The organism is Serratia liquefaciens (assembly GCF_027594825.1).
GTDB classification, from domain to species: domain Bacteria; phylum Pseudomonadota; class Gammaproteobacteria; order Enterobacterales; family Enterobacteriaceae; genus Serratia; species Serratia liquefaciens_A.
Genome location: NZ_CP088930.1, coordinates 1,641,091 through 1,662,202, shown reverse-complemented (window position 1 = coordinate 1,662,202; position 21,112 = coordinate 1,641,091). Strand labels below are relative to the sequence as shown.

General features: G+C 56.4%; 21 protein-coding genes. 17 read left to right on the top strand and 4 right to left on the bottom strand.

Annotated features, from left to right (window positions below; genetic code table 11):
• Positions 1 to 21 precede the first annotated feature (21 nt).
• The 8 genes from iscU (at position 22) to sseB (ending at position 6,622) form a co-directional block, all read left to right on the top strand.
• Positions 22 to 408 carry a Fe-S cluster assembly scaffold IscU gene (gene iscU / locus LQ945_RS07550; protein WP_020828164.1) on the top strand — a complete coding sequence of 129 codons (387 nt, stop codon included), beginning with the start codon at positions 22 to 24 and terminating at the stop codon, positions 406 to 408.
• Between the two features lie 125 nt (positions 409 to 533).
• Positions 534 to 857: an iron-sulfur cluster assembly protein IscA gene (gene iscA / locus LQ945_RS07545; RefSeq protein WP_004952089.1), complete on the top strand. Its 324-nt coding sequence runs from the start codon at positions 534 to 536 to the stop codon at positions 855 to 857.
• Positions 858 to 919: 62 nt separating this feature from the next.
• The gene (gene hscB, locus LQ945_RS07540) at positions 920 to 1,441 is read left to right on the top strand and encodes a co-chaperone HscB (protein WP_020828163.1); all 522 of its coding nucleotides are present in this window, start codon (positions 920 to 922) and stop codon (positions 1,439 to 1,441) included.
• 215 nt (positions 1,442 to 1,656) lie between these two features.
• Positions 1,657 to 3,507, top strand: a complete 1,851-nt coding sequence (hscA, locus tag LQ945_RS07535; RefSeq protein WP_270102625.1) for a Fe-S protein assembly chaperone HscA — start codon at positions 1,657 to 1,659, stop codon at positions 3,505 to 3,507.
• Positions 3,508 to 3,509: 2 nt separating this feature from the next.
• Positions 3,510 to 3,845, top strand: a complete 336-nt coding sequence (gene fdx, locus LQ945_RS07530; RefSeq protein ID WP_004952086.1) for an ISC system 2Fe-2S type ferredoxin — start codon at positions 3,510 to 3,512, stop codon at positions 3,843 to 3,845.
• Between the two features lie 32 nt (positions 3,846 to 3,877).
• The gene (gene iscX, locus LQ945_RS07525; protein WP_020828161.1) at positions 3,878 to 4,078 is read left to right on the top strand and encodes a Fe-S cluster assembly protein IscX; all 201 of its coding nucleotides are present in this window, start codon (positions 3,878 to 3,880) and stop codon (positions 4,076 to 4,078) included.
• 83 nt (positions 4,079 to 4,161) lie between these two features.
• The gene (gene pepB / locus LQ945_RS07520) at positions 4,162 to 5,457 is read left to right on the top strand and encodes an aminopeptidase PepB (RefSeq protein WP_270102624.1); all 1,296 of its coding nucleotides are present in this window, start codon (positions 4,162 to 4,164) and stop codon (positions 5,455 to 5,457) included.
• A gap of 334 nt (positions 5,458 to 5,791) precedes the next feature.
• Positions 5,792 to 6,622: an enhanced serine sensitivity protein SseB gene (gene sseB, locus LQ945_RS07515; RefSeq protein ID WP_270102623.1), complete on the top strand. Its 831-nt coding sequence runs from the start codon at positions 5,792 to 5,794 to the stop codon at positions 6,620 to 6,622.
• 131 nt (positions 6,623 to 6,753) lie between these two features.
• Here the strand turns inward: sseB and LQ945_RS07510 are convergent, their stop codons facing one another.
• The 4 genes from LQ945_RS07510 to LQ945_RS07495 all read right to left on the bottom strand — a co-directional run bounded on the left by LQ945_RS07510 (position 6,754) and on the right by LQ945_RS07495 (position 10,969).
• Complete coding sequence (locus LQ945_RS07510; protein WP_112363250.1) at positions 6,754 to 6,906, bottom strand: Hok/Gef family protein; 153 nt, start codon at positions 6,904 to 6,906, stop codon at positions 6,754 to 6,756.
• 282 nt (positions 6,907 to 7,188) lie between these two features.
• Positions 7,189 to 8,367: a MalY/PatB family protein gene (locus LQ945_RS07505; RefSeq protein ID WP_270102622.1), complete on the bottom strand. Its 1,179-nt coding sequence runs from the start codon at positions 8,365 to 8,367 to the stop codon at positions 7,189 to 7,191.
• Between the two features lies 1 nt (position 8,368).
• A complete protein-coding gene (gene nhaC, locus LQ945_RS07500; RefSeq protein ID WP_270102621.1) occupies positions 8,369 to 9,808 on the bottom strand; it encodes a Na+/H+ antiporter NhaC in 1,440 nt (479 codons plus the stop codon).
• A gap of 123 nt (positions 9,809 to 9,931) precedes the next feature.
• Positions 9,932 to 10,969 (bottom strand): LacI family DNA-binding transcriptional regulator, encoded by a 1,038-nt coding sequence (locus LQ945_RS07495; RefSeq protein WP_270102620.1) that lies wholly within the window; start codon positions 10,967 to 10,969, stop codon positions 9,932 to 9,934.
• A 371-nt stretch (positions 10,970 to 11,340) separates the two neighbouring features.
• On the opposite strand from LQ945_RS07495, the gene ndk reads away from it, so the two are divergent.
• The 9 genes from ndk to der all read left to right on the top strand — a co-directional run bounded on the left by ndk (position 11,341) and on the right by der (position 21,087).
• Positions 11,341 to 11,766, top strand: a complete 426-nt coding sequence (gene ndk / locus LQ945_RS07490; protein WP_004952077.1) for a nucleoside-diphosphate kinase — start codon at positions 11,341 to 11,343, stop codon at positions 11,764 to 11,766.
• 298 nt (positions 11,767 to 12,064) lie between these two features.
• Complete coding sequence (locus LQ945_RS07485) at positions 12,065 to 13,261, top strand: bifunctional tRNA (adenosine(37)-C2)-methyltransferase TrmG/ribosomal RNA large subunit methyltransferase RlmN (RefSeq protein WP_270102619.1); 1,197 nt, start codon at positions 12,065 to 12,067, stop codon at positions 13,259 to 13,261.
• Between the two features lie 85 nt (positions 13,262 to 13,346).
• Positions 13,347 to 14,096: a type IV pilus biogenesis/stability protein PilW gene (gene pilW, locus LQ945_RS07480; protein WP_262241877.1), complete on the top strand. Its 750-nt coding sequence runs from the start codon at positions 13,347 to 13,349 to the stop codon at positions 14,094 to 14,096.
• Positions 14,086 to 15,063, top strand: a complete 978-nt coding sequence (gene rodZ / locus LQ945_RS07475) for a cytoskeleton protein RodZ (RefSeq protein WP_116689961.1) — start codon at positions 14,086 to 14,088, stop codon at positions 15,061 to 15,063. The genes pilW and rodZ overlap by 11 nt, the downstream gene beginning before the upstream one ends.
• A gap of 47 nt (positions 15,064 to 15,110) precedes the next feature.
• Positions 15,111 to 16,232 (top strand): flavodoxin-dependent (E)-4-hydroxy-3-methylbut-2-enyl-diphosphate synthase, encoded by a 1,122-nt coding sequence (gene ispG / locus LQ945_RS07470; RefSeq protein ID WP_270102618.1) that lies wholly within the window; start codon positions 15,111 to 15,113, stop codon positions 16,230 to 16,232.
• Positions 16,233 to 16,370: 138 nt separating this feature from the next.
• Positions 16,371 to 17,645 carry a histidine--tRNA ligase gene (gene hisS, locus LQ945_RS07465; RefSeq protein WP_261279858.1) on the top strand — a complete coding sequence of 425 codons (1,275 nt, stop codon included), beginning with the start codon at positions 16,371 to 16,373 and terminating at the stop codon, positions 17,643 to 17,645.
• A 13-nt stretch (positions 17,646 to 17,658) separates the two neighbouring features.
• Positions 17,659 to 18,279 carry a YfgM family protein gene (locus tag LQ945_RS07460; protein ID WP_046372904.1) on the top strand — a complete coding sequence of 207 codons (621 nt, stop codon included), beginning with the start codon at positions 17,659 to 17,661 and terminating at the stop codon, positions 18,277 to 18,279.
• An 11-nt stretch (positions 18,280 to 18,290) separates the two neighbouring features.
• Entirely contained in the window at positions 18,291 to 19,472 is a 1,182-nt protein-coding gene (gene bamB / locus LQ945_RS07455; protein WP_270102617.1) for an outer membrane protein assembly factor BamB, read from the top strand.
• Between the two features lie 130 nt (positions 19,473 to 19,602).
• The gene (gene der, locus LQ945_RS07450; protein ID WP_262241872.1) at positions 19,603 to 21,087 is read left to right on the top strand and encodes a ribosome biogenesis GTPase Der; all 1,485 of its coding nucleotides are present in this window, start codon (positions 19,603 to 19,605) and stop codon (positions 21,085 to 21,087) included.
• Positions 21,088 to 21,112 lie beyond the last annotated feature (25 nt).

Here is a 21,112-nt window from a genome sequence, read left to right as displayed (position 1 = left end):
TCAGGATTCAGGAGCAAGGTCATGGCTTACAGCGAAAAAGTAATCGATCACTATGAAAACCCGCGTAACGTGGGTTCTTTCGACAACGAAGATCCTAGCGTCGGCAGCGGTATGGTTGGCGCACCGGCTTGTGGCGACGTCATGAAGCTGCAGATCAAAGTCAACAATGAAGGCATCATTGAAGACGCGCGTTTCAAAACTTACGGCTGCGGTTCCGCCATCGCCTCCAGCTCGCTGGTGACCGAATGGATGAAAGGCAAATCTCTTGATCAGGCCGAAGCGATCAAAAACACCCAGATCGCCGAAGAACTGGAATTACCGCCGGTAAAAATTCACTGCTCTATCCTGGCGGAAGACGCCATTAAAGCAGCGATTGCCGACTACAAGAGCAAACATAACGCCAAGTAATTCTTGTGTAGGGGCGCTGTATGCCGCGCCCGCATTGATTGGGGCGAATATATTCGCCCCCTACACCGGTTAGCCCCCCAACATCGGTTTTGCTACAGGTTGGGAATATTGAGTATGAGGTTGTGATGTCAATTACCATGAGCGACAGCGCTGCGCAGCGTGTTCAGGCATTTATGAATAACCGCGGCAAGGGTCTTGGCCTGCGTCTGGGGGTGAGAACCTCCGGCTGCTCCGGGATGGCGTACGTGCTGGAATTTGTTGACGAAATGAACGATGACGACATCGTTTTTGAAAACAAAGGCGTTAAGGTGATCATTGACGGCAAGAGCCTGGTCTACCTTGACGGCACCGAGCTTGATTTCGTTAAGGAAGGCCTGAACGAAGGCTTCAAGTTCAACAACCCCAATGTCTCAAGCGAGTGCGGCTGCGGCGAAAGTTTCAACGTCTGACAGTCCGTCAAGCTCCCCCGCCGGCGCGGGGGAACTTCATCCGATAAAGCCCAGAGCACGCTATGGATTACTTTACTTTATTCGGGCTGCCAGTTCGCTATCTCGTGGACGGCAGCCTGCTTGCATCTCGCTATCAGGATCTGCAACGTCAATTCCATCCCGATCGCAATGCTCTCCAGCCGGAACGCGAACGCCTGATGGCGTTGCAACAGGCGGCGACTATCAATGAAGCCTACCAAACGCTGAAGCACCCATTAAAACGCGCAGAGTATATGTTATCTTTGCACGGTTTTGATTTGGGCAACGAGCAGCATACCCTGCGGGATACCGCTTTCCTGATGGAACAGCTGGAATTGCGTGAAGAGCTCGACGCCATAGAGCGTAAAGCGGAGGCGGAAAGCCTGCTGGCCGACTTTGGCGCGCGGGTGAACGAAACGGTCAAACAGCGCACTGCGCTGATGGTGCAGCAGCTGGATAACCAGCAGTGGCCCGAGGCCGCCGATACCGTGCGCAAGCTACGCTTTTTGGACAAACTCCAGCAACAGGTTGAACAACTCGAAGAAAAACTGCTGGGTTTTGAGTAAAACCCTATGAATTTCGAGGTACGGCCAGCTCGCTCATCCCCGGGCGCTTACTTAAGTAAGTAACCGGGGTGAGCGACAAATCTGTCGGGAACAGATTTGAACGCTGCTTGCAGCGGCCCTGAAAGGGCAAGGACCATGGATGGGCCTTGTAAGCAGCTAACAACGCTATAACTTGAAAGGCGACGGGTACACCTTCTGATTGTGGAAGCTTCAATATGGCCTTATTACAAATTAGTGAGCCCGGCCTCAGCGCCGCGCCGCACCAGCGCCGTCTGGCTGCCGGTATTGATTTAGGCACCACCAACTCTCTGGTTGCCACGGTCCGCAGCGGGCAGGCGGAAACGCTGGCCGATGCCCAGGGGCGCGATTTATTGCCCTCGGTGGTGCACTACCAGGCTGACACCTTGCGTGTCGGCTGGGATGCGCGCCAGCAGGCCGCACAGGATCCCGCCAACACCATCAGCTCAATCAAACGCATGATGGGCCGTTCTCTGGCCGACGTACAGCAGCGTTACCCGAACCTGCCGTACCAGTTCCAGGCCAGCGATAACGGCTTGCCGATGATCCTTACCGCCGCCGGTCCGGTTAACCCGGTGGGCGTTTCCGCCGATATCCTCAAAGCGCTTGCCGCGCGTGCGCAAACCGCGCTGGAAGGGGATTTGGACGGTGTGGTGATCACCGTTCCCGCGTATTTTGACGATGCACAGCGCCAGGGCACCAAGGACGCAGCGCGTCTGGCCGGGCTGCACGTGCTGCGCCTGCTGAACGAACCTACGGCGGCGGCGATTGCCTATGGCCTGGATTCCGGGCAGGAAGGCATCATCGCGGTCTACGATTTGGGCGGCGGCACCTTTGATATCTCCATTCTGCGGCTCAGCCGTGGCGTGTTCGAAGTGTTGGCCACCGGCGGCGATTCCGCGTTGGGCGGAGATGACTTTGACCATCTGCTGGCCGATTGGCTGCGGGAACAGGCCGGCGTGGCCGATCGCAGCGATCACGGCGTTCAGCGTCAACTGCTGGACGCGGCCATTGCCGCCAAAATAGCACTGAGCGATGCCGACAGCGTCAGCGTTGAAGTTGCCGGTTGGCGGGGAGAAGTGACGCGTGCGCAGTTCGACGCCTTGATTGCCTCGCTGATTAAACGCACCCTGATGGCTTGCCGCCGCGCGCTGAAAGACGCCGGCGTCAGTGCTGAAGAAGTGTTGGAAGTGGTGATGGTTGGTGGTTCCACTCGCGTGCCCCTGGTGCGTGAGCAGGTGGGCACCTTCTTTGGCCGCACGCCCCTGACCTCGATTGATCCCGATAAAGTGGTCGCCATCGGCGCTGCTATTCAGGCCGATATTCTGGTGGGCAACAAGCCGGACAGCGACATGCTGCTGCTGGACGTGATCCCGCTGTCGCTGGGTCTGGAAACCATGGGCGGTCTGGTCGAAAAAGTGATCCCGCGCAATACCACCATTCCGGTGGCGCGTGCCCAGGAGTTCACTACCTTTAAAGACGGCCAAAGCGCGATGATGATCCACGTGCTGCAGGGCGAGCGTGAGCTGGTGCAGGATTGCCGTTCGCTGGCGCGTTTCTCACTGCGCGGCTTACCGCCGCTGCCTGCCGGTGGCGCGCACATTCGCGTGACCTTCCAGGTGGATGCCGATGGTCTGTTGAGCGTTACCGCGATGGAGAAATCCACCGGCGTTGAGGCTTCGATTCAGGTTAAACCGTCATACGGCCTTTCCGACGCCGAAATCGCCGGGATGATCAAGGACTCGATGGCCAATGCGCAGAGCGATGTTGGCGCGCGTAAACTGGCGGAACAGCGGGTTGAGGCGTCTCGGGTGCTGGAAAGCCTGCAGGGCGCACTGGCCAGCGATGCCGCGTTGCTGAGCGAGGCCGAAAGTACGGCGATCGCTGCGGCGGTGGAAGCTTTGCAACAGGCGACGCAGGGCACCGATCCTGCCGCTATCGAAGCCGCAATAAAAACATTAGATGCACAAACGCAAGACTTTGCCGCGCGCCGCATGGATGCTTCCATTCGCCGTGCGCTGGCTGGCCATTCTGTGGATGAGGTTTAATCATGCCTAAAATTGTTTTCCTGCCCCATCAAGATTTATGCCCGGAGGGGGCGGTACTGGAAGCTGAGCAAGGGGAGTCAATCCTCAACGTTGCACTGCGCAACGGTATCGAAATTGAGCACGCCTGCGAGAAATCCTGCGCCTGCACCACCTGCCACTGCATCGTGCGCGAAGGTTTTGACTCTCTTGAAGAGAGCAGCGAGCTGGAAGACGACATGCTGGACAAGGCCTGGGGTCTGGAGCCGGAAAGCCGCCTGAGCTGCCAGGCGCTGGTGGCTGACGAAGATTTGGTGGTCGAAATGCCGCGTTATACCGTTAACCACGCGCGTGAGCATTAATTGCTAGCCGCGGCGCAGAGCTGGAGATAATAATGGGACTGAAGTGGACCGATAGCCGTGAAATCGGCGAAGCCCTGTACGACCAATACCCGGATACCGATCCGAAAACCGTACGTTTTACCGACATGCATCAGTGGATTTGCGATCTGGAAGATTTTGACGACGATCCACAGGCTTCCAATGAGAAAATACTGGAAGCGATCCTGCTGGTCTGGTTAGATGAAGCGGAGTAAATAGCGTAACGGGCTGCCATAGGCGGCCCGTTTATTTTGTATCCGACACGATTAATAAAAGAATAATCCGGAGTAAGAAGGCTATGACAACTGAATTCATGCTGGTAACGCTGTCGAACCAACCTGCCGACGCTCGCTGGGGCGAGAAAGCGCTGCTGAGCACCGACGATCGAGGAATGACCATTCACCTGACCGGCAACGACAAGCTGGGGGGCATCCAACGTGCCGCCCGCAAGATTGACGGCCAAGGCGTCAAGAACGTCAAGCTGGCCGGCGATGGCTGGGATCTGGAGAACAGCTGGGCGTTCTGGCAAGGTTTCCGCGGGCCGAAAGGCAAGCGCAGCGTTGAATGGGCAGAGCTGCCGGAAGCGGAGCGCAAAGAGCTGGAACAGCGCCTGAAGATCGTTGACTGGGTGCGTGACACTATCAATATGCCGGCGGAAGAGCTGGGGCCGGAGCAACTGGCTACGCGTGCGGTTGATCTGATGTGTGACGTTGGCTGCGATGCCGTCAGCTACCGTATTACCAAGGGTGAAGACCTGCGCGAGCAAAACTACTCCGGTATCCACACCGTGGGCCGGGGATCCGATCGTTCACCGGTGCTGTTGGCACTGGATTTCAACCCGACAGGCAATCCGGAAGCGCCGGTATTTGCTTGCCTGGTGGGCAAAGGCATCACTTTTGACACCGGCGGCTACAGCCTGAAACAAAGCGCCTTTATGGATTCCATGAAAGCGGATATGGGCGGTGCAGCCACCATTACCGGCGCACTGGCGCTGGCGGCGGCCCGTGGTCTGAAACAGCGCGTGAAACTCTATCTGTGCTGCGCCGATAACATGGTTAGCGGCAACGCCTTCAAACTGGGCGACATCATCCGTTATCGTAACGGCAAAACCGTTGAGGTTATGAACACCGATGCGGAAGGGCGCCTGGTGCTGGCTGACGGTCTGATCGATGCTTCTGCACAAAACCCTGAGTTGATCATCGACTGCGCGACCCTGACCGGCGCGGCGAAAACGGCGGTGGGTAACGATTACCATGCGTTGTTCAGCTTCGATGATGCTTTGGCACAGGAACTGCTGACCAGCGCGGCTGCCGAGCAAGAGCCTTTCTGGCGCCTGCCGCTGGCTGAGTTCCACCGCAGCCAACTGCCGTCCAACTTTGCTGAACTGAACAACATTGCCGGTCCGGCCTACACTGCCGGTGCCAGCACCGCGGCTGCATTCCTGTCGCATTTTGTGCAGAATTATCAGAAAGGCTGGTTGCACATTGACTGCTCCGCTACTTACCGTAAGGGCGCGGTGGATCAATGGTCTGCCGGTGCGACCGGTCTGGGGGTGCGTGCCCTGGCCAACCTGTTGCTGAGCAAAGCCAAATAATTGAATGCCCACCAAGGTGGGCGTTATACCCGTCATCTTTCAAGTTGCAGCGTTGTTACCTGCTTACAAGGCCCATCCATGGTCCTTGCCCTTTCAGGGCCGCTGCAAGCAGCGTTCAAATCTGTTCCCGACAGATTTGTCGCTCACTCCAGTTACTGTAGGGGGCGAATAAATTCGCCCGATTAATGCGGGCGCAGCATGCGGCGCCCCTACAATACCTGGGGATGAGCGAGCTGGACGCCTGGCTGCAAAATGAAAGCTATAGGGTATAAAATGTCGTTTACCCTCGGGGCCCAGCATGCTGGGCCCCGTTATTTGATTGCTGGAGTTTGTCATGAGTTCTCACCATCACGATACCGCCACAGGCGAAAACGAACTTGAACGCCTGCTGAAGCTGGCGGTAACCGAGCCGGCCCATCGTCCGGCGTTTTTCCGTGAGTTGCTCGACGCGACGGTGTTGATCCTCGGTGACAGCGAACAGGTGCAGCATGGCGGTGACATCACGCTGAACGCCGATACGCCGGTGAATATTCAGCACTGGGAAAAACAGGGCGGCGGCAGCATCATTCCGTTTTTTAGCTCGGTGGAAGCGCTGCAAAAGGCCGTTGAAGACGAACAGCCGTTTATCGCCATGCCGGCGCGGGTATTGTTCGAAATCACTCAGGGGGCGGATCTGTTCCTCAACCCTAAGGCCGAGTACGGCAAAGAGTTTTATCCTGAAGAAGTGGCGATGCTGCTGGCCACCGGTGGTGTAGCCAAACCGGCGGAACGTTATATCGACAAGGATACCCAGATCCTGTTAGGTCAGCCGGAGGAATACCCGTCGGCGATGGTCGATGCCTTGACCACGTTGTTCAGCCAGCGCAAGCCGGTGCGCCGCGCATTCCTGGCGCTGATGCACGATCAGGCGGTCGACGAAAAGCCTAATCTGCTGGTCGGACTGGAGGTGGACGGTGAGCAGGCGGAGATCGAAGCGCTGATCAACGAGGCCGGAAGCGTGGCCAGCGAAACGGCGCCCAACGACGAGCCGGTAGATTTTTGTCTGGTCTCGGAAAAGGAACGTGGGGTCAGCCATTACCTGATCACCCATACCCAACCCTTCTACCAGCGCCGCTGGGGCAGTTGGCTGCGTAACATCATTCCTTCGACCGACAAAACCCAGTAGTCCTGTTTTTGCGACCGTTGGCTGAAGAGAGCGGCCAGCCTCGAAAGGCTGGCCGGATACAACAATGGGCGCTGGAAAACCACTGCGTGACACCAAAACAGGCGGGGCGAACCCCGCCTTCAGGTTGCCATTTAACGTTTAACGTTACAGGACAACACTGCCGCTACCTCCGTATTTCCCTGTTTAAACGTGAGCTCGCAAACTGAACCACGTATAAGCCAGATGAATACCAGAAATGTTACACAACCTACTGTAAAACCTGGTAAAAACAGTTTTCGCGACATGTCAGCCCTCCGTTGCATTTCTGCGGTTAAGAGGCTACCATGCTGGTGTTGATGCAGTATGGTGAAGCCTCATTCTGATTAAGAGTCAGTTTGGGGCTTTCTTCTTTCTGCTTCCCACCCAGGGCCTGAAGCAGAAAGCTTCAAGCGCCCATCCGCAGTCTAACAGAAGCTTTAATTTCAAAGCTATACCGTCAGGTTGCGGTAAATTCGTTCAACCATTTCCGCCAGATATTATTCAAAAAAAGACCCCGTCAGGGGCCTTCCATTATCTGTAATTGTTGCTCAGGGTTTTAATCGCGCAAGCCCTGCAATGGCGCTTTCAAGATATTGACGAGGGCAGCCGAGATTGAGGCGGATAAACCCTTTTCCCTGTTCGCCAAAGCTGATGCCCATCGACGCGGCAATTTTTGACTGGTGGATCAGAGCCTGTTGAAGCGCATTATCATCCAGGCCCAAAGCGCGACAATCCAGCCAGGCAAGATAGGTGCCTTCGGCCCGGGTCATTTTGCACCAGGGCGCGGCATAGGCTAATGCCTGTTCAAACCAGCGCCGGTTGTCTGCCAGATGCTGTTGTAAAGTATCAAGCCAGGGTTCCCCTTGCTGATAGGCAGCCGTGGCGGCGGTCATCGACAGCGCATTGAAGACATCCAACCCATGGGCATTGAGGCGTTCGACAAACGCATTCCGGGTGTGAGCGTTGGGGATCAGGAAGTTTGAGATGCGCAGTGACGACAGGCCGAAGCTCTTGCTGGCGGAGGTCGCAGAAATCACCTGGTCATGCCAGGTTTCGTCCAGATGCAGCACGGAGGTGAAGGTCTCGCCGGGCAGCAGCAGATCGGCCCAGATTTCATCGGAGATAACCGTTACGCCATAGCGGCTGCACAGCGTCATCAACTGCGTCAGTTCGTCGCGGGTCCAGCACCGGCCCGTTGGGTTATGGGGATTGCACAGCAACAGCAACGGCGGCTTGCGTTGCTCAAAACAGGCCTCCAGATGATCGAAGTCGAATTGATAGCCTTGCGGGCCGGCGACTAAAGGATTTTCGAGCACCTCTCTGCCGTTCATGGTGACGATCTTGGCAAAAGATCCGTAGTAAGGCCCCTGGATCACGATCGGATCTCCGGGCTGGCTAAGCAGTTGGATCAGGATCGCCAGACCGGGAACCACGCCTTCGATGGAGGTGAACCACTCCCGCTGCAAAGGCAACTGGTGCCGTTTCGAGAACCAGTCCATCACCGCCTGGTAATACTGGTCATCGCGTTCGCTGTAACCGAATATGCCGTGTTCAACGCGCTGATGCAGCGCCTGCCGGACTTCCAGCGGACACTGGAAGTCAAAATCGGACACCCACATCGGCAGCAGGTCGGTTTCATCGAGTTGCAGATAGCGGTCGATAAAGTCCCATTTCACCGAGCCGGTGTGGTGGCGGTTGATGATCTGATTAAAATCGGTTTGTTTCACGTCAGGCTTCCTTACGCTGTAAATCTTGCTGTGGCTGTATCTTGGCGATCCCGAACCCGGTAAACCCGTAAATCAGGGCGAATACCACGGCGGCGTAGCATTGGATGGCCCAGGGCAGCAAATCCAGCGTGCTGACCCCCAGGGTGGTCGCCATATAAATGCCTGCGGCGGTCCACGGGATTAACGGTTCGATGACGGTGCCTGCATCTTCTACGGTCCGCGACAGGTTTTTATTGTCCAGGCCCATGCGGCGGTAGGCGCCTTTGAAGAGTTCGGCGGGGATCAGCAGCGCCAATTTGCCGTCGCTGGTGGCGCCGGTAACCAGAATGGTGGTAGCTACCGTTGCGGCGATTAACTGGCCGGTAGTGTGAACCACTTTCAGCAGTCGATTAATGATGACGGTCAATGCACCGGTCAGGGTTAATGCGCCCGCGAAGGAAAAGGCGCAGAAGACCAGCAAGATGGTGCTCATCATCGAAAACATACCGCCCCGGTTGAGCAGACGAGGCACATCGTCGACGATACCGTTGATGCCGTGCCCTTGAGTGGCAAACATCGAAAGGTTAAAACCGTCCATCAGCGCATTTAAGCCTTGCTGCAGACTGAACCCCTGCAGGAGCACGCCGATGGCGATAGCCAGGACACAGGCAGCCAACATGACCGGGATCACCGGGCGTTTGGTCACCGCACCCCACAGCACCAGCACCGGGGGCAGGATTAATAACAGGTTGAAGTGATAAAGGCCCTCGAGCGCCGTCACGATCTCGATGACTTTTTCCGGTGTAGCCGCGCTGCCGACCGCGCCGGTATGTCCGGCGATCAGATACACCACCGCCGCCAGAATGAAGCTTGGGATCGTTGTATACATCAGGTGCTGAATATGGCTGTAAAGGTCGGTCTCCGCGACGATCGCCGCGAAATTGGTGGAATCGGACAGTGGGGAGATCTTGTCGCCAAAATAGGCCCCGGAAACGACGGCGCCGGCCGCGGCGGCCAGTGGCACATCCAGCCCGGCGGCTACGCCCATCAGCGCGACGCCGACGGTGCCTGCCGCGCCCCAGGAGGTGCCAGTGCAAACCGAGATCACGCTGGTAATGAAGAATGCGGCGATCAGGATATATTGAGGACTGATCAGCTTCAGGCCCCAGTACACCATATAGGGAATGGTGCCGCTGAACATCCAGGTGCCGATCAGCCCGCCTACGCAAATCAATATCATAATCACCGGCATGGCTTTGGCCAGCTTGGCGACGATGGAATCAATGATGTCGTCCCAGCGGTAACCCTGCCAGTAGGCCAGCGCAGCGGCGATGCCGGCGGATGCCAGCAGCAGCGGTTCGATCCGCAGACCCAGCTGGCCGTAGCCTATGATAAGCAGCAACAGCATGGCCACAATGGGGAGCATCGCTAACCCCAGGTTGAGCTTCTTTTTGTCATTCATTTACAACTCCGGTTAAGGATGGGGAAGTGACGCAAGCCTAATGAATTTGCAGTGAATGAGGTGTGAGCACGGGCCATTGGCGATGTAATCGGTTACATGAAGGCGCGATATGTGAGTGATCTCTCACTTAACGGCCTTGTTTTCTTCAATCGGGGGATTTTTTTCCAGAAAGGCCACCGAGTCCCGCAGGATCAGCTCTGCGGAAAATCGATTGTTCTGCGGCGTAACGGCGGTGCCTGAATTGAGTTGCAGCGCCAAATTGGCCGCGCGACGGGCCATTTTCTCAATCGGATAATGCACGGTGGTCAACGGCGGGTGGAGGTATTTTGCCAGAGCTATGTCATCGAAGCCGACAATCGAGATATCTTCGGGCAGGTTCATCCGCCGCTGGCGAAAGGTGCGCATCATGCCGGCGGCCATGACGTCGTTGAATGTTAGTGCGGCGGTAAAAGCCTGCTTACTGGCGAGGATTTTCTCTGCCGCCGCTTCGCCCCCTTGCTCATTGAAGGGGACGCTGATGATCCAGTCACCCGGCACCGCAATCCCGGCTTCGGCCATCGCGGTTCGATAGCCCTCAAGACGCTGCTTGCGGTCATCGATCGGCAAATCTGTGGTGATGCAGGCAATATTGCGGTGCCCGCGCTCGATGAGCATCCGGGTGGCAGCCTGAGAAGCGCTTACGTTGTCCAGCCAGATGCAGCGATTGGCGATGGCGGGCAAATAGCGGTTGATCACCACCATCGCTGGAGTATGGGCGGCATAGCGCAAAATCTCGGCATCGCTCATGCGGGTGACGTGGGCAACGATCGATTCGCACCCCTGATTAATCAGGAAATCCAGGCCGTTTTTCTCCAGTTCGGCCTGATGACCACCGCTACAGACCATCAATTTTACGCCGCCTTTCCGCGTGATATCTTCCACGCCTCGGGCCAGTCGCGAAAAAAACGGATCGTCGAGGTTACCGGTCAGCAACCCCAGCATATTGCCGCTGCGTTTCGCCAGCGCCAGCGCGGCGGCATTTCGGTGATAGTTAAACTCGCGCATGGCTTTTTCAACGCGTTCGCGAGTAACGGGTTCAACATAAGCGGTGCTGTTGATCACCCTGCTGACGGTGGCGGTGGAAACGCCTGCGCGTCGGGCAACGTCTTTCATGGTGGCCATATCATTTCCTGCTGGTTTTGCGGCTGCCGAAGTTGGCGGGGCCAAGTCTGGATGATTTTTATTATCTTTTTGTTTTAAAAGAATATAGTCACAAACTCAACCTGGGCTGTCGCGCACTGTGATCGGCATGGCAGTTCGTTGTGAAGCAGGGAAGGGTCGGTAAGCGCTGCGCGTTTTGAGACTCGGTCCGTGTGAGTTCGTCCAACCTGTGCTCTGGGCCGCAAAGTGAAGAATCAGGATAATAATTTTTTAATGAAATGTTGATTTTCCCGTAGGCAAGCGTTAACAGCGCACATATAATCTGCGCCACTTGAGAGGGCCGGCACCCTGTTTTCAGACCGGCCTGTTTTGGAAGTTATACAGAGGCCATCATGACCGTAGAACGTACCTTTTCCATCATTAAACCAAACGCTGTAGCTAACAACGACATCGGCGCAATCTATGCTCGCTTTGAGCGTGCCGGTTTCAAAATCATCGCATCCAAAATGCTGCGTCTGACTCGCGAACAAGCCGAAGGCTTCTACGCTGAGCACAAAGGCCGCCCATTCTTCGATGGTCTGGTTGAATTCATGACCTCTGGCCCAATCGTGGTTCAGGTTCTGGAAGCGGAAAACGCAGTACAGCGCAACCGTGACATCATGGGCGCCACCAACCCGGACAACGCACTGGCCGGCACTCTGCGTGCTGACTACGCGGACAGCTTCACTGCCAACGCCGTACACGGTTCTGACGCAGTAGAATCCGCTCAGCGCGAAATCGCTTACTTCTTCAACGAAAGCGAAATCTGCCCGCGTTAATTTCCCCGCTGCTTTTCAAGCTGTAGGAGGCGAATATATTCGCCCCGATTGGCACGGGCGCAGCATGCAGCGCCCCTACTCGAACACGGCATTCACCGGCTGAAACAATAAAAATGCCCTGAATGCCTTTCAGACGTAGAAAGCTACTACTAAAATTTGTACAATGCCGCGCCCCTGATGAGTCATCTTGTCAGGGGCGCGCTTTTAGCGCCGTCGCCCGATTTATACGGGCTGAGCGACGCACTTACTTTCCACTCTTTCGCGCCGTAAAGTGTAACAACGAGGCCAGAGATCAATTATGTTAGAACCCATCACGTCTGAGCACATCGTGTCTGAAAATAATTCGCTGACTACTCAATCCGTTAACGCGGAAAAACCGGCTGTGGCCAAAATTAACCTGCTGGATCTGAACCGTCAGCAATTGCGTGAGTTCTTTGCCAAAATGGGCGAGAAACCCTTCCGCGCCGATCAGGTGATGAAGTGGATGTATCACTATTGCTGCGACGATTTCGAGCAGATGACCGATATCAACAAGGTCCTGCGCAATAAATTGCAGAGCGTCGCCGAGATCCGTGCGCCAGAAGTGGCGGAAGAACAACGCTCAGCCGACGGCACCATTAAATGGGCTATCAAGGTGGGCGATCAGCAGGTCGAAACCGTGTATATCCCGGACGGCGACCGTGCGACCCTGTGCGTCTCTTCCCAGGTGGGTTGCGCGCTGGAATGCAAATTCTGTTCGACCGCTCAGCAAGGCTTTAACCGCAACCTGCGCGTGTCGGAAATCATCGGCCAGGTGTGGCGTGCGGCGAAAATCATCGGTGCACTGAAAGTCACCGGCGAGCGCCCGATCACCAACGTGGTGATGATGGGCATGGGTGAGCCCTTGCTCAACCTGACCAACGTGGTACCGGCAATGGAGATCATGCTGGATGATTTCGGTTTTGGCCTGTCAAAACGCCGCGTGACCCTGTCGACTTCGGGCGTAGTGCCTGCGCTGGACAAGCTGGGTGATATGATCGACGTCGCGCTGGCGATCTCGCTGCATGCGCCGAACGACAAGATCCGCGATGACATCGTGCCGATCAACCGCAAATACAACATTGAGACCTTCCTGGCTGCGGTACGCCGCTACCTGGAAAAATCCAACGCCAATCAGGGCAGGGTGACGGTCGAGTACGTGATGCTGGATCATATCAACGACAGCACTGACGACGCGCACCAACTGGCGGAAGTCCTCAAGCACACGCCATGCAAGATCAACCTGATCCCATGGAACCCCTTCCCGGGCGCACCTTACGGCCGCAGCTCCAACAGCCGCGTGGATCGTTTTTCCAAAGTGTTGATGGAATACGGCTTTACGACTATTGTTCGTAAAACCCGTGGTGACGATATCGATGCCGCCTGCGGGCAACTGGCGGGTGAAGTGATCGACCGTACCAAGCGTACCCTGAAAAAGAAAATGGCCGGGGAACCTATCACCGTGCGTGCGGTCTGAATCCTATAGCATGATTTTTGTTATCTTACAGTCTGTTATGTGAAAAGACGTCAAGGTAACATCAGACAAGGAAACGAATGCAGGCATGAAGCTGATTCTGTGGGGCACGTTGCTGGCGGCCGGGTTACTGGCCGGTTGTTCCGGTTCAGCGCCGGAAGAAAAAAACGCGCTGTCTGAAGCCGGTCAGACGCGGTTGCAACTGGGTCTGGAATATCTGCAGCAGGGCGATTTAAACGCCGCGCGTCAGAATCTGGAGAAAGCGGCGGACGCCGCCCCACAGGATTACCGTACCCAATTGGGCATGGCGCTCGTTGAGCAGAGGACGGGCGAGAACGGCGCAGCCGAACAGCGTTATCAGCAGGCGCTCAAACTTGCGCCGAACAATGGCACGGTGCTGAATAATTACGGTGCGTTTCTTTGCAGTTTAGGGCAGTATGTACCGGCACAACAGCAGTTTAGCGCTGCGGCAGTAGCACCGGATTACGGTCAGGTTGCCGACAGCCTGGAAAACGCAGGTTACTGTTTTCTCAAAGCCGGACAAAACGACGAAGCACGTATTTTGTTAACCCGTGCATTGAAGGTCGATCCGGACAAGGGCACTCCACTGTTGGTGGAGGCAGAAAAGCAATTTGGAGAAGGGAAGCGCGCACAGTCGCAACTTTTATTGGATAGTTATCAACATGTTCTGCCGGCCAGCGCCGACAGCTTATGGTTACAGATTCGTTTCGCCGCGTTAGCCGGGCGCCAAGATAGCGTGCAACGTTATGGCAAGCAGTTATCGCGAAGTTTTCCACAATCCAAACAGTACCAGCAGTTCTTAGCTAATGAATACTGAAGCCTCCCAAGATAAAACCGTATCAATGACGACAGGCGAACGTCTGCGTCAGGCCCGTGAACAACTCGGGTTGAGTCAACAGGCCGTTGCAGAACGCCTGTGCCTCAAAATGTCTACCGTGCGCGATATCGAAGAAGACAATCTGTCCGCAGATCTGGCTTCAACCTTCGTGCGTGGTTATATCCGTTCTTATGCCAAGCTGGTACGTTTACCAGAGGATGAACTGCTGCCGATGCTGGCCAAGCAGGCGCCGTTGAAGGTCGCGAAAGTGGCGCCGATGCAGAGCTTCTCTCTGGGCAAGCGTCGCAAAAAACGCGACGGCTGGCTGATGAGCTTCACCTGGCTGATCGTGTTCGTGGTGGTTGGCTTGACCGGTGCCTGGTGGTGGCAAAACCACAAGGCCCAGCAGGAAGAGATCGCCACGATGGCCGATCAATCTTCTGCCCAGCTTTCACAGAACAATGAAGGCCAATCCGTGCCGTTGACCGACAGCAATGCCGACAACAGTGCTCCTTTGGCCGACAATGGCTCCACGCCGGTTGACACCGGTGCGGGCGCAGCAGCACAGCAATCACAGACTCCGGCCGTGACCGGCAGTGCAACCGCGCAGCAGCCTGCGGTGGTTTCACCAAGCCAAACCACGCTGCCTGAGACCACGCCTGCGGCGCCAACAGCACCGTTGCCGACGGCGGATGCGGGTGTCGCTGCACCGGCGGTTGATCCTAACGCGCTGGTGATGAACTTCACCGCCGACTGCTGGTTGCAGGTCACCGACGCCAGCGGCAAAACGTTGTACAGCGGCAGCCAGAAGAGCGGCGGCAAGCTGAGCCTGGCGGGCACCGCGCCCTATAAACTGACCATTGGCGCACCGGCCGCAGTACAGATTCAATATCAAGGTAAGCCGGTTGATTTAAGCCGGTTTGTTAAGTCAAACCGTGTTGCTCGTCTGACCGTTGCCGCGCAGTAATTGCGCGGCCATTGTCGTTAAGTCAGAGCAACAATGGAGAGTAAGTAATGCATAACCAATCGCCCATCATCCGTCGAAAATCAACGCGAATTTACGTCGGCAATGTGCCTATTGGTGATGGTGCGCCGATTGCCGTGCAGTCGATGACTAACACCCGTACTACCGATGTCGAAGCCACGGTCAATCAGATTAAAGCGCTGGAGCGCGTCGGCGTCGATATCGTCCGCGTTTCAGTCCCCACCATGGATGCCGCCGAGGCATTCAAGCTGATCAAGCAACAGGTTAACGTGCCGCTGGTCGCCGATATCCACTTCGATTACCGCATTGCGCTGCAGGTGGCTGAATACGGCGTAGACTGCCTGCGCATCAACCCGGGCAATATCGGCAACGAGTCGCGTATCCGTTCAGTTGTGGACTGCGCACGCGATAAAAACATCCCGATCCGCATTGGGGTGAACGGTGGCTCGCTGGAAAAAGACATCCAGGAAAAGTACGGTGAACCTACGCCGGAAGCCCTGCTCGAATCCGCCATGCGTCACGTTGATATCCTCGATCGCCTCAACTTCGACCAGTTCAAAGTCAGCGTCAAGGCCTCCGATGTGTTCCTGGCAGTGCAATCCTATCGCCTGTTGGCGGCCCGAATCGATCAACCACTGCACCTGGGAATCACCGAAGCCGGTGGCGCGCGCAGTGGTTCAGTGAAGTCGGCGATTGGCCTGGGTCTGCTGCTGTCGGAAGGCATCGGTGATACCCTGCGTATCTCGTTGGCGGCCGATCCGGTGGAAGAAGTGAAGGTTGGTTTCGACATTCTGAAATCTCTGCGCATCCGCGCCCGCGGCATTAACTTCATCGCCTGCCCAACCTGTTCACGTCAGGAGTTTGACGTTATCGGTACGGTGAATGCGCTGGAACAGCGCCTGGAAGACATCATTACGCCGATGGATATTTCGATTATCGGCTGCGTGGTCAATGGGCCGGGCGAAGCGCTGGTATCCACTCTGGGCGTTACCGGCGGCCATAAAAAGAGCGGGTTCTACGAAGACGGCGTGCGCCAGAGAGAGCGTTTTGACAATGAGCAGATGATTGACCAACTGGAAGCCAAGATCCGCGCCAAGGCGTCGATGATGGATGAGAGCAATCGCATCTCGGTCAACCTGCTGGAAAAATAAGCATTATACCGATACGGCGGGCTTTTTAGCCCGCTTGTTTATGAACCCGGGAGCAGAACTCTGCATTCGCGTTGAATACGGGACGGCAAAGTCCCTATAATCGGGTTCATTTTTATAGACAACGGACAGAGAACTCACGTGGCAAAGAACATTCAAGCCATTCGCGGCATGAACGACTACCTGCCGGAAGAAACGGCATTATGGCAGCGTATTGAAGGCATCCTCAAGCAGGTGCTGAGCGGCTACGGTTACAGCGAAATCCGCTTGCCGATTGTAGAGCAGACCCCGTTATTCAAACGCGCGATCGGCGAAGTGACCGACGTCGTAGAAAAAGAGATGTATACCTTCGACGACCGCAACGGCGAAAGCCTGACGCTGCGTCCGGAAGGGACCGCTGGTTGCGTTCGCGCCGGCATCGAACATGGTCTGCTGTACAATCAGGAGCAGCGTCTTTGGTACGTCGGTCCGATGTTCCGCTACGAGCGCCCGCAAAAAGGCCGCTACCGTCAATTCCACCAACTGGGTGCCGAGGTGTTTGGCCTGCAGGGCCCGGATATCGACGCCGAGCTGATCTTACTGAGCGCTCGCTGGTGGAAAGCGCTGGGCATCGCCGAGCACGTTAAGCTGGAGCTGAACTCCATCGGCTCACTGGAAGCTCGCGCGAATTACCGCGATGCTTTGGTGGCGTTCCTGGAACAACATCAAGACAAGCTGGACGAAGATTGCAAACGCCGCATGTACAGCAACCCGCTGCGCGTGCTGGACTCCAAAAACCCGGAAGTGCAAGCGTTGTTGAACGATGCGCCGCGCCTGTCCGAGTATCTGGATGAAGAATCCAAAGCCCACTTCGAAGGTCTGTGTGAACTTTTGGCGCAGGCAGGTATCCCATATACCATCAATGAACGCCTGGTGCGCGGTCTGGACTATTACAACCGCACGGTATTCGAATGGGTGACCACCAGTCTGGGCGCTCAGGGGACGGTGTGCGCCGGTGGCCGTTATGACGGTCTGGTCGAGCAACTGGGCGGGCGTGCAACGCCGGCGGTCGGTTTCGCGATGGGCCTGGAGCGTTTGGTGCTGCTGGTTCAGGCGGTTAACCCAGAGTTTAAAGCTCCGGCGACCATTGACGTGTACGTGATCTCTTCCGGTGCCGGTACGCAGAGTGCGGCGATGCAGTTGGCAGAACGCGTGCGCGATGCCGCGCCGCAGTTGAAACTGATGACCAACTACGGCGGCGGTAACTTTAAGAAGCAGATCACTCGTGCGGATAAATGGGGCGCGCGCGTTGCCTTGATCCTGGGCGAGAACGAAGTCGCAGCCGAGCAGGTGGTCGTCAAGGACCTGCGCAGTGGTGAACAAGAAACGCTGGCGCAGAGCGAAGTCGCTGTGCGTCTGGCTTTGATGTTAGGTTAAGGAGAAGGACACCGTGGAAGTCTATACCACTGAAAACGAACAAGTCGACGCCGTGCGTCGGTTCTTTGCCGAAAACGGCAAAGCGCTGGCAGTGGGCGTGGTGCTCGGAATTGGTGCCCTGGTCGGCTGGCGTTACTGGCAGAGTCACGAGAACTCCAACATGATGATTGCGTCCCAGTCTTATCAGGAAGCCAGCGATCGTCTGGCGGTCGGTAAACCGGACGACGTGGCCGCCGCGGAGAAATTCGCCCAGGCCAACAGCAACAGTTATGGCGTGCTGGCCTCGCTGGAACTGGCGAAGCATTTTGTTGAGCAGAACGACTTTGCCAAAGCGGACCAACAGCTGGTGCTGGCTCAGGGCCAGACCAAAGATGAAAACCTGCTTTCGATGATTAACCTGCGTCTGGCCCGTGTGCAGCTGCAGGAGAAAAAGCTGGATGAAGCGCTGAAAACGCTGGATGGCGTGAAAGGCGAAGGCTGGGCGGCGATGGCGCAGGATACGCGCGGCGACGTGCTGTTGGCCAAAGGCGACACCAAAGGTGCGCGCGAGGCGTACAGCAAAGGCATTGAGTCTAACGCTTCTCAGGCGCTGCAGGTTCTGCTGCGCATGAAATTGAATAACTTGTCCAGCTAAGGGGAATTCCCATGCAATTGCGTAAAACACTCTTGGTCGGACTGGTTTCCGTTGCCTTGCTGAGTGGTTGCTCACTGTTCAACAGTGAAGAAGACGTGGTTACCATGTCGCCGCTGCCGAAAGTTGAAAATCAGTTCACGCCAAGCAAGGCGTGGAGTACCTCGGTCGGCGACGGCGTCGGTGAGTTCTATTCTCACCTGCGTCCTGCTTTCCAGGACAACACCATTTATGCTGCCGATCGCCACGGCCTCGTGAAAGCGATGGATGCCGACAGCGGTAACGAAAAGTGGAAGGTTGATCTCTCCGAGAAGACCGGCTTCTTCTCCAGCAACCTGCCGGCGCTGCTGTCGGGCGGTATGGCCGTTGCGGGCGATAAGGTGTATGTCGGCAGCGAGAAAGCCGTCGTTTACGCCCTGAACACCGCTGACGGCAAGGTAGCCTGGCAGACCAAGGTGGCCGGTGAAGCGATTTCGCGTCCGGTGATCAGCGACGGCATGGTACTGATCCATACCACTAACGGCCAGTTGCAGGCGCTGAACGAATCTGACGGCGCAGTGAAGTGGACGGTTAACCTGGATATGCCTTCGCTGTCGTTGCGCGGTGAGTCCGCTCCGGCCGTTGCCTTTGGCGCAGCCATTGTCGGCGGTGATAACGGCCGCGTCAGCGCCGTGCTGATGCAGCAAGGTCAACTGATCTGGCAGCAGCGTATTTCCCAGCCTAGCGGCGCGACCGAAATCGATCGTCTGAACGATGTTGACACTACGCCGGTGATTGTTGAAGGCGTTGTCTACGCATTAGGTTACAATGGCAACCTGTCGGCTCTGGATCTGCGTTCCGGCCAGATCTTGTGGAAGCGTGAACTGGGCTCGGTAAACGACTTTATCGTTGATGCAGGCCGCATTTACCTGGTCGATCAGAACGATCGCGTGGTAGCGCTGAGTACTGAAGGTGGCGTCACCGTATGGACGCAGAGCGAGCTGCTGCACCGCAACCTGACTGCGCCAGTAATGTATAATGGTTTCCTGGTGACCGGCGATTCTGAAGGTTACCTGCACTGGATTAACACCACGGATGGCCGTTTTGTCGCTCAGCAGGAAGTGGATAGCTCCGGCTTCCTGTCTGCGCCGATGGTAGCCAGCGATAAGCTGGTCATCCAGGCGAAGGGCGGAAAAGTTTACGCTTTCACCCGCTAACGCCGATCGTCGCACGGATTGCCAACGGCTCCTGAATGTTCAGGGGCCGTTTCGTATTTTTATAAGCTGCACTTCTGGTGTCTATCCATAGTGCAGTAACGCATTGATTATTAAGTAATGAGGCTTCACAATGATACCTGTCGTCGCGCTAGTTGGGCGCCCGAATGTGGGTAAATCCACCTTGTTTAACCGTTTAACACATACGCGTGATGCGCTGGTGGCGGATTTCCCCGGGCTAACGCGAGACCGCAAGTATGGTCGTGCAGAAGTTGAGGGCAATGAATTCATCATCGTCGATACCGGCGGTATTGACGGTACCGAAGACGGCGTTGAAACCCGCATGGCTGGCCAGTCGCTGTTGGCGATCGAAGAAGCAGACATCGTGCTGTTTATGGTCGATGCCCGCGCCGGTCTGATGCCTGCCGATCAGGGCATCGCCCAGCATCTGCGCAACCGCCAGAAAGCCACCTTCCTGGTAGCCAATAAAACCGACGGCATGGATCCAGACATGGCCACCGCCGATTTCTACTCGCTGGGGCTGGGTGACGTGCATGCGATTGCCGCTTCCCACGGTCGTGGCGTGGCGCAGCTGATCGAACACGTGCTGGTGCCGTTTGTCGGTGAAAAACCGGAAGAAGTCGAGCTGACCGAAGAAGAGGCTAATGCCGCTTATTGGGCCGAGCAAGAGGGTGAACTGCCAGAAGACGAGGAAGAGCCGGAAGACGACTTCAACCCACAAGATTTGCCGATCAAGCTGGCGATCGTTGGCCGTCCTAACGTTGGTAAGTCCACACTGACTAACCGTATCCTCGGCGAGGAGCGTGTGGTGGTGTACGACATGCCGGGCACCACCCGTGACAGCATTTATATCCCGATGGTCCGCGACGAGCGCGAATACGTGCTGATCGACACCGCCGGGGTGCGTAAACGCGGCAAGGTAACTGAAACCGTAGAGAAATTCTCGGTAATCAAAACCCTGCAGGCGATCGAAGACGCAAACGTCGTGCTGTTGGTCGTTGATGCGCGCGAAGGCATTTCCGATCAGGATCTCTCGCTGCTCGGCTTCATCCTCAATAGTGGGCGCTCACTGGTGATTGCGGTCAACAAGTGGGACGGCATGAGCGAAGAAGATCGCGAACACGTCAAAGAGATGCTCGATCTGCGCCTGGGCTTTGTCGATTTCGCCCGTGTGCACTTCATCTCCGCTCTGCACGGCAGCGGCGTGGGTAACCTGTTCGAGTCGGTACAGGAAGCTTACGAGTGTGCGACCCGTCGCGTGAACACCTCGATGCTGACCAAAATCATGCAGATGGCTGCCGATGACCACCAGCCACCGTTGGTGCGTGGCCGCCGCGTGAAGCTGAAATATGCGCACGCCGGTGGGTACAACCCGCCGATTGTGGTGATCCACGGCAACCAGGTAACCGATCTGGCCGACTCGTACAAACGCTACCTGATGAACTACTTCCGTCGTTCTCTGAAGGTGATGGGTACGCCAATTCGCATTCAGTTCAAAGAGGGTGAAAACCCGTTCGCCGGCAAGCGTAACCTGCTGACGCCGAACCAGATGCGTAAACGTAAACGCCTGATGAGCCACCTGAAGAAAAGCAAATAATCAGTACGAGGGGCGCGGTAATCAT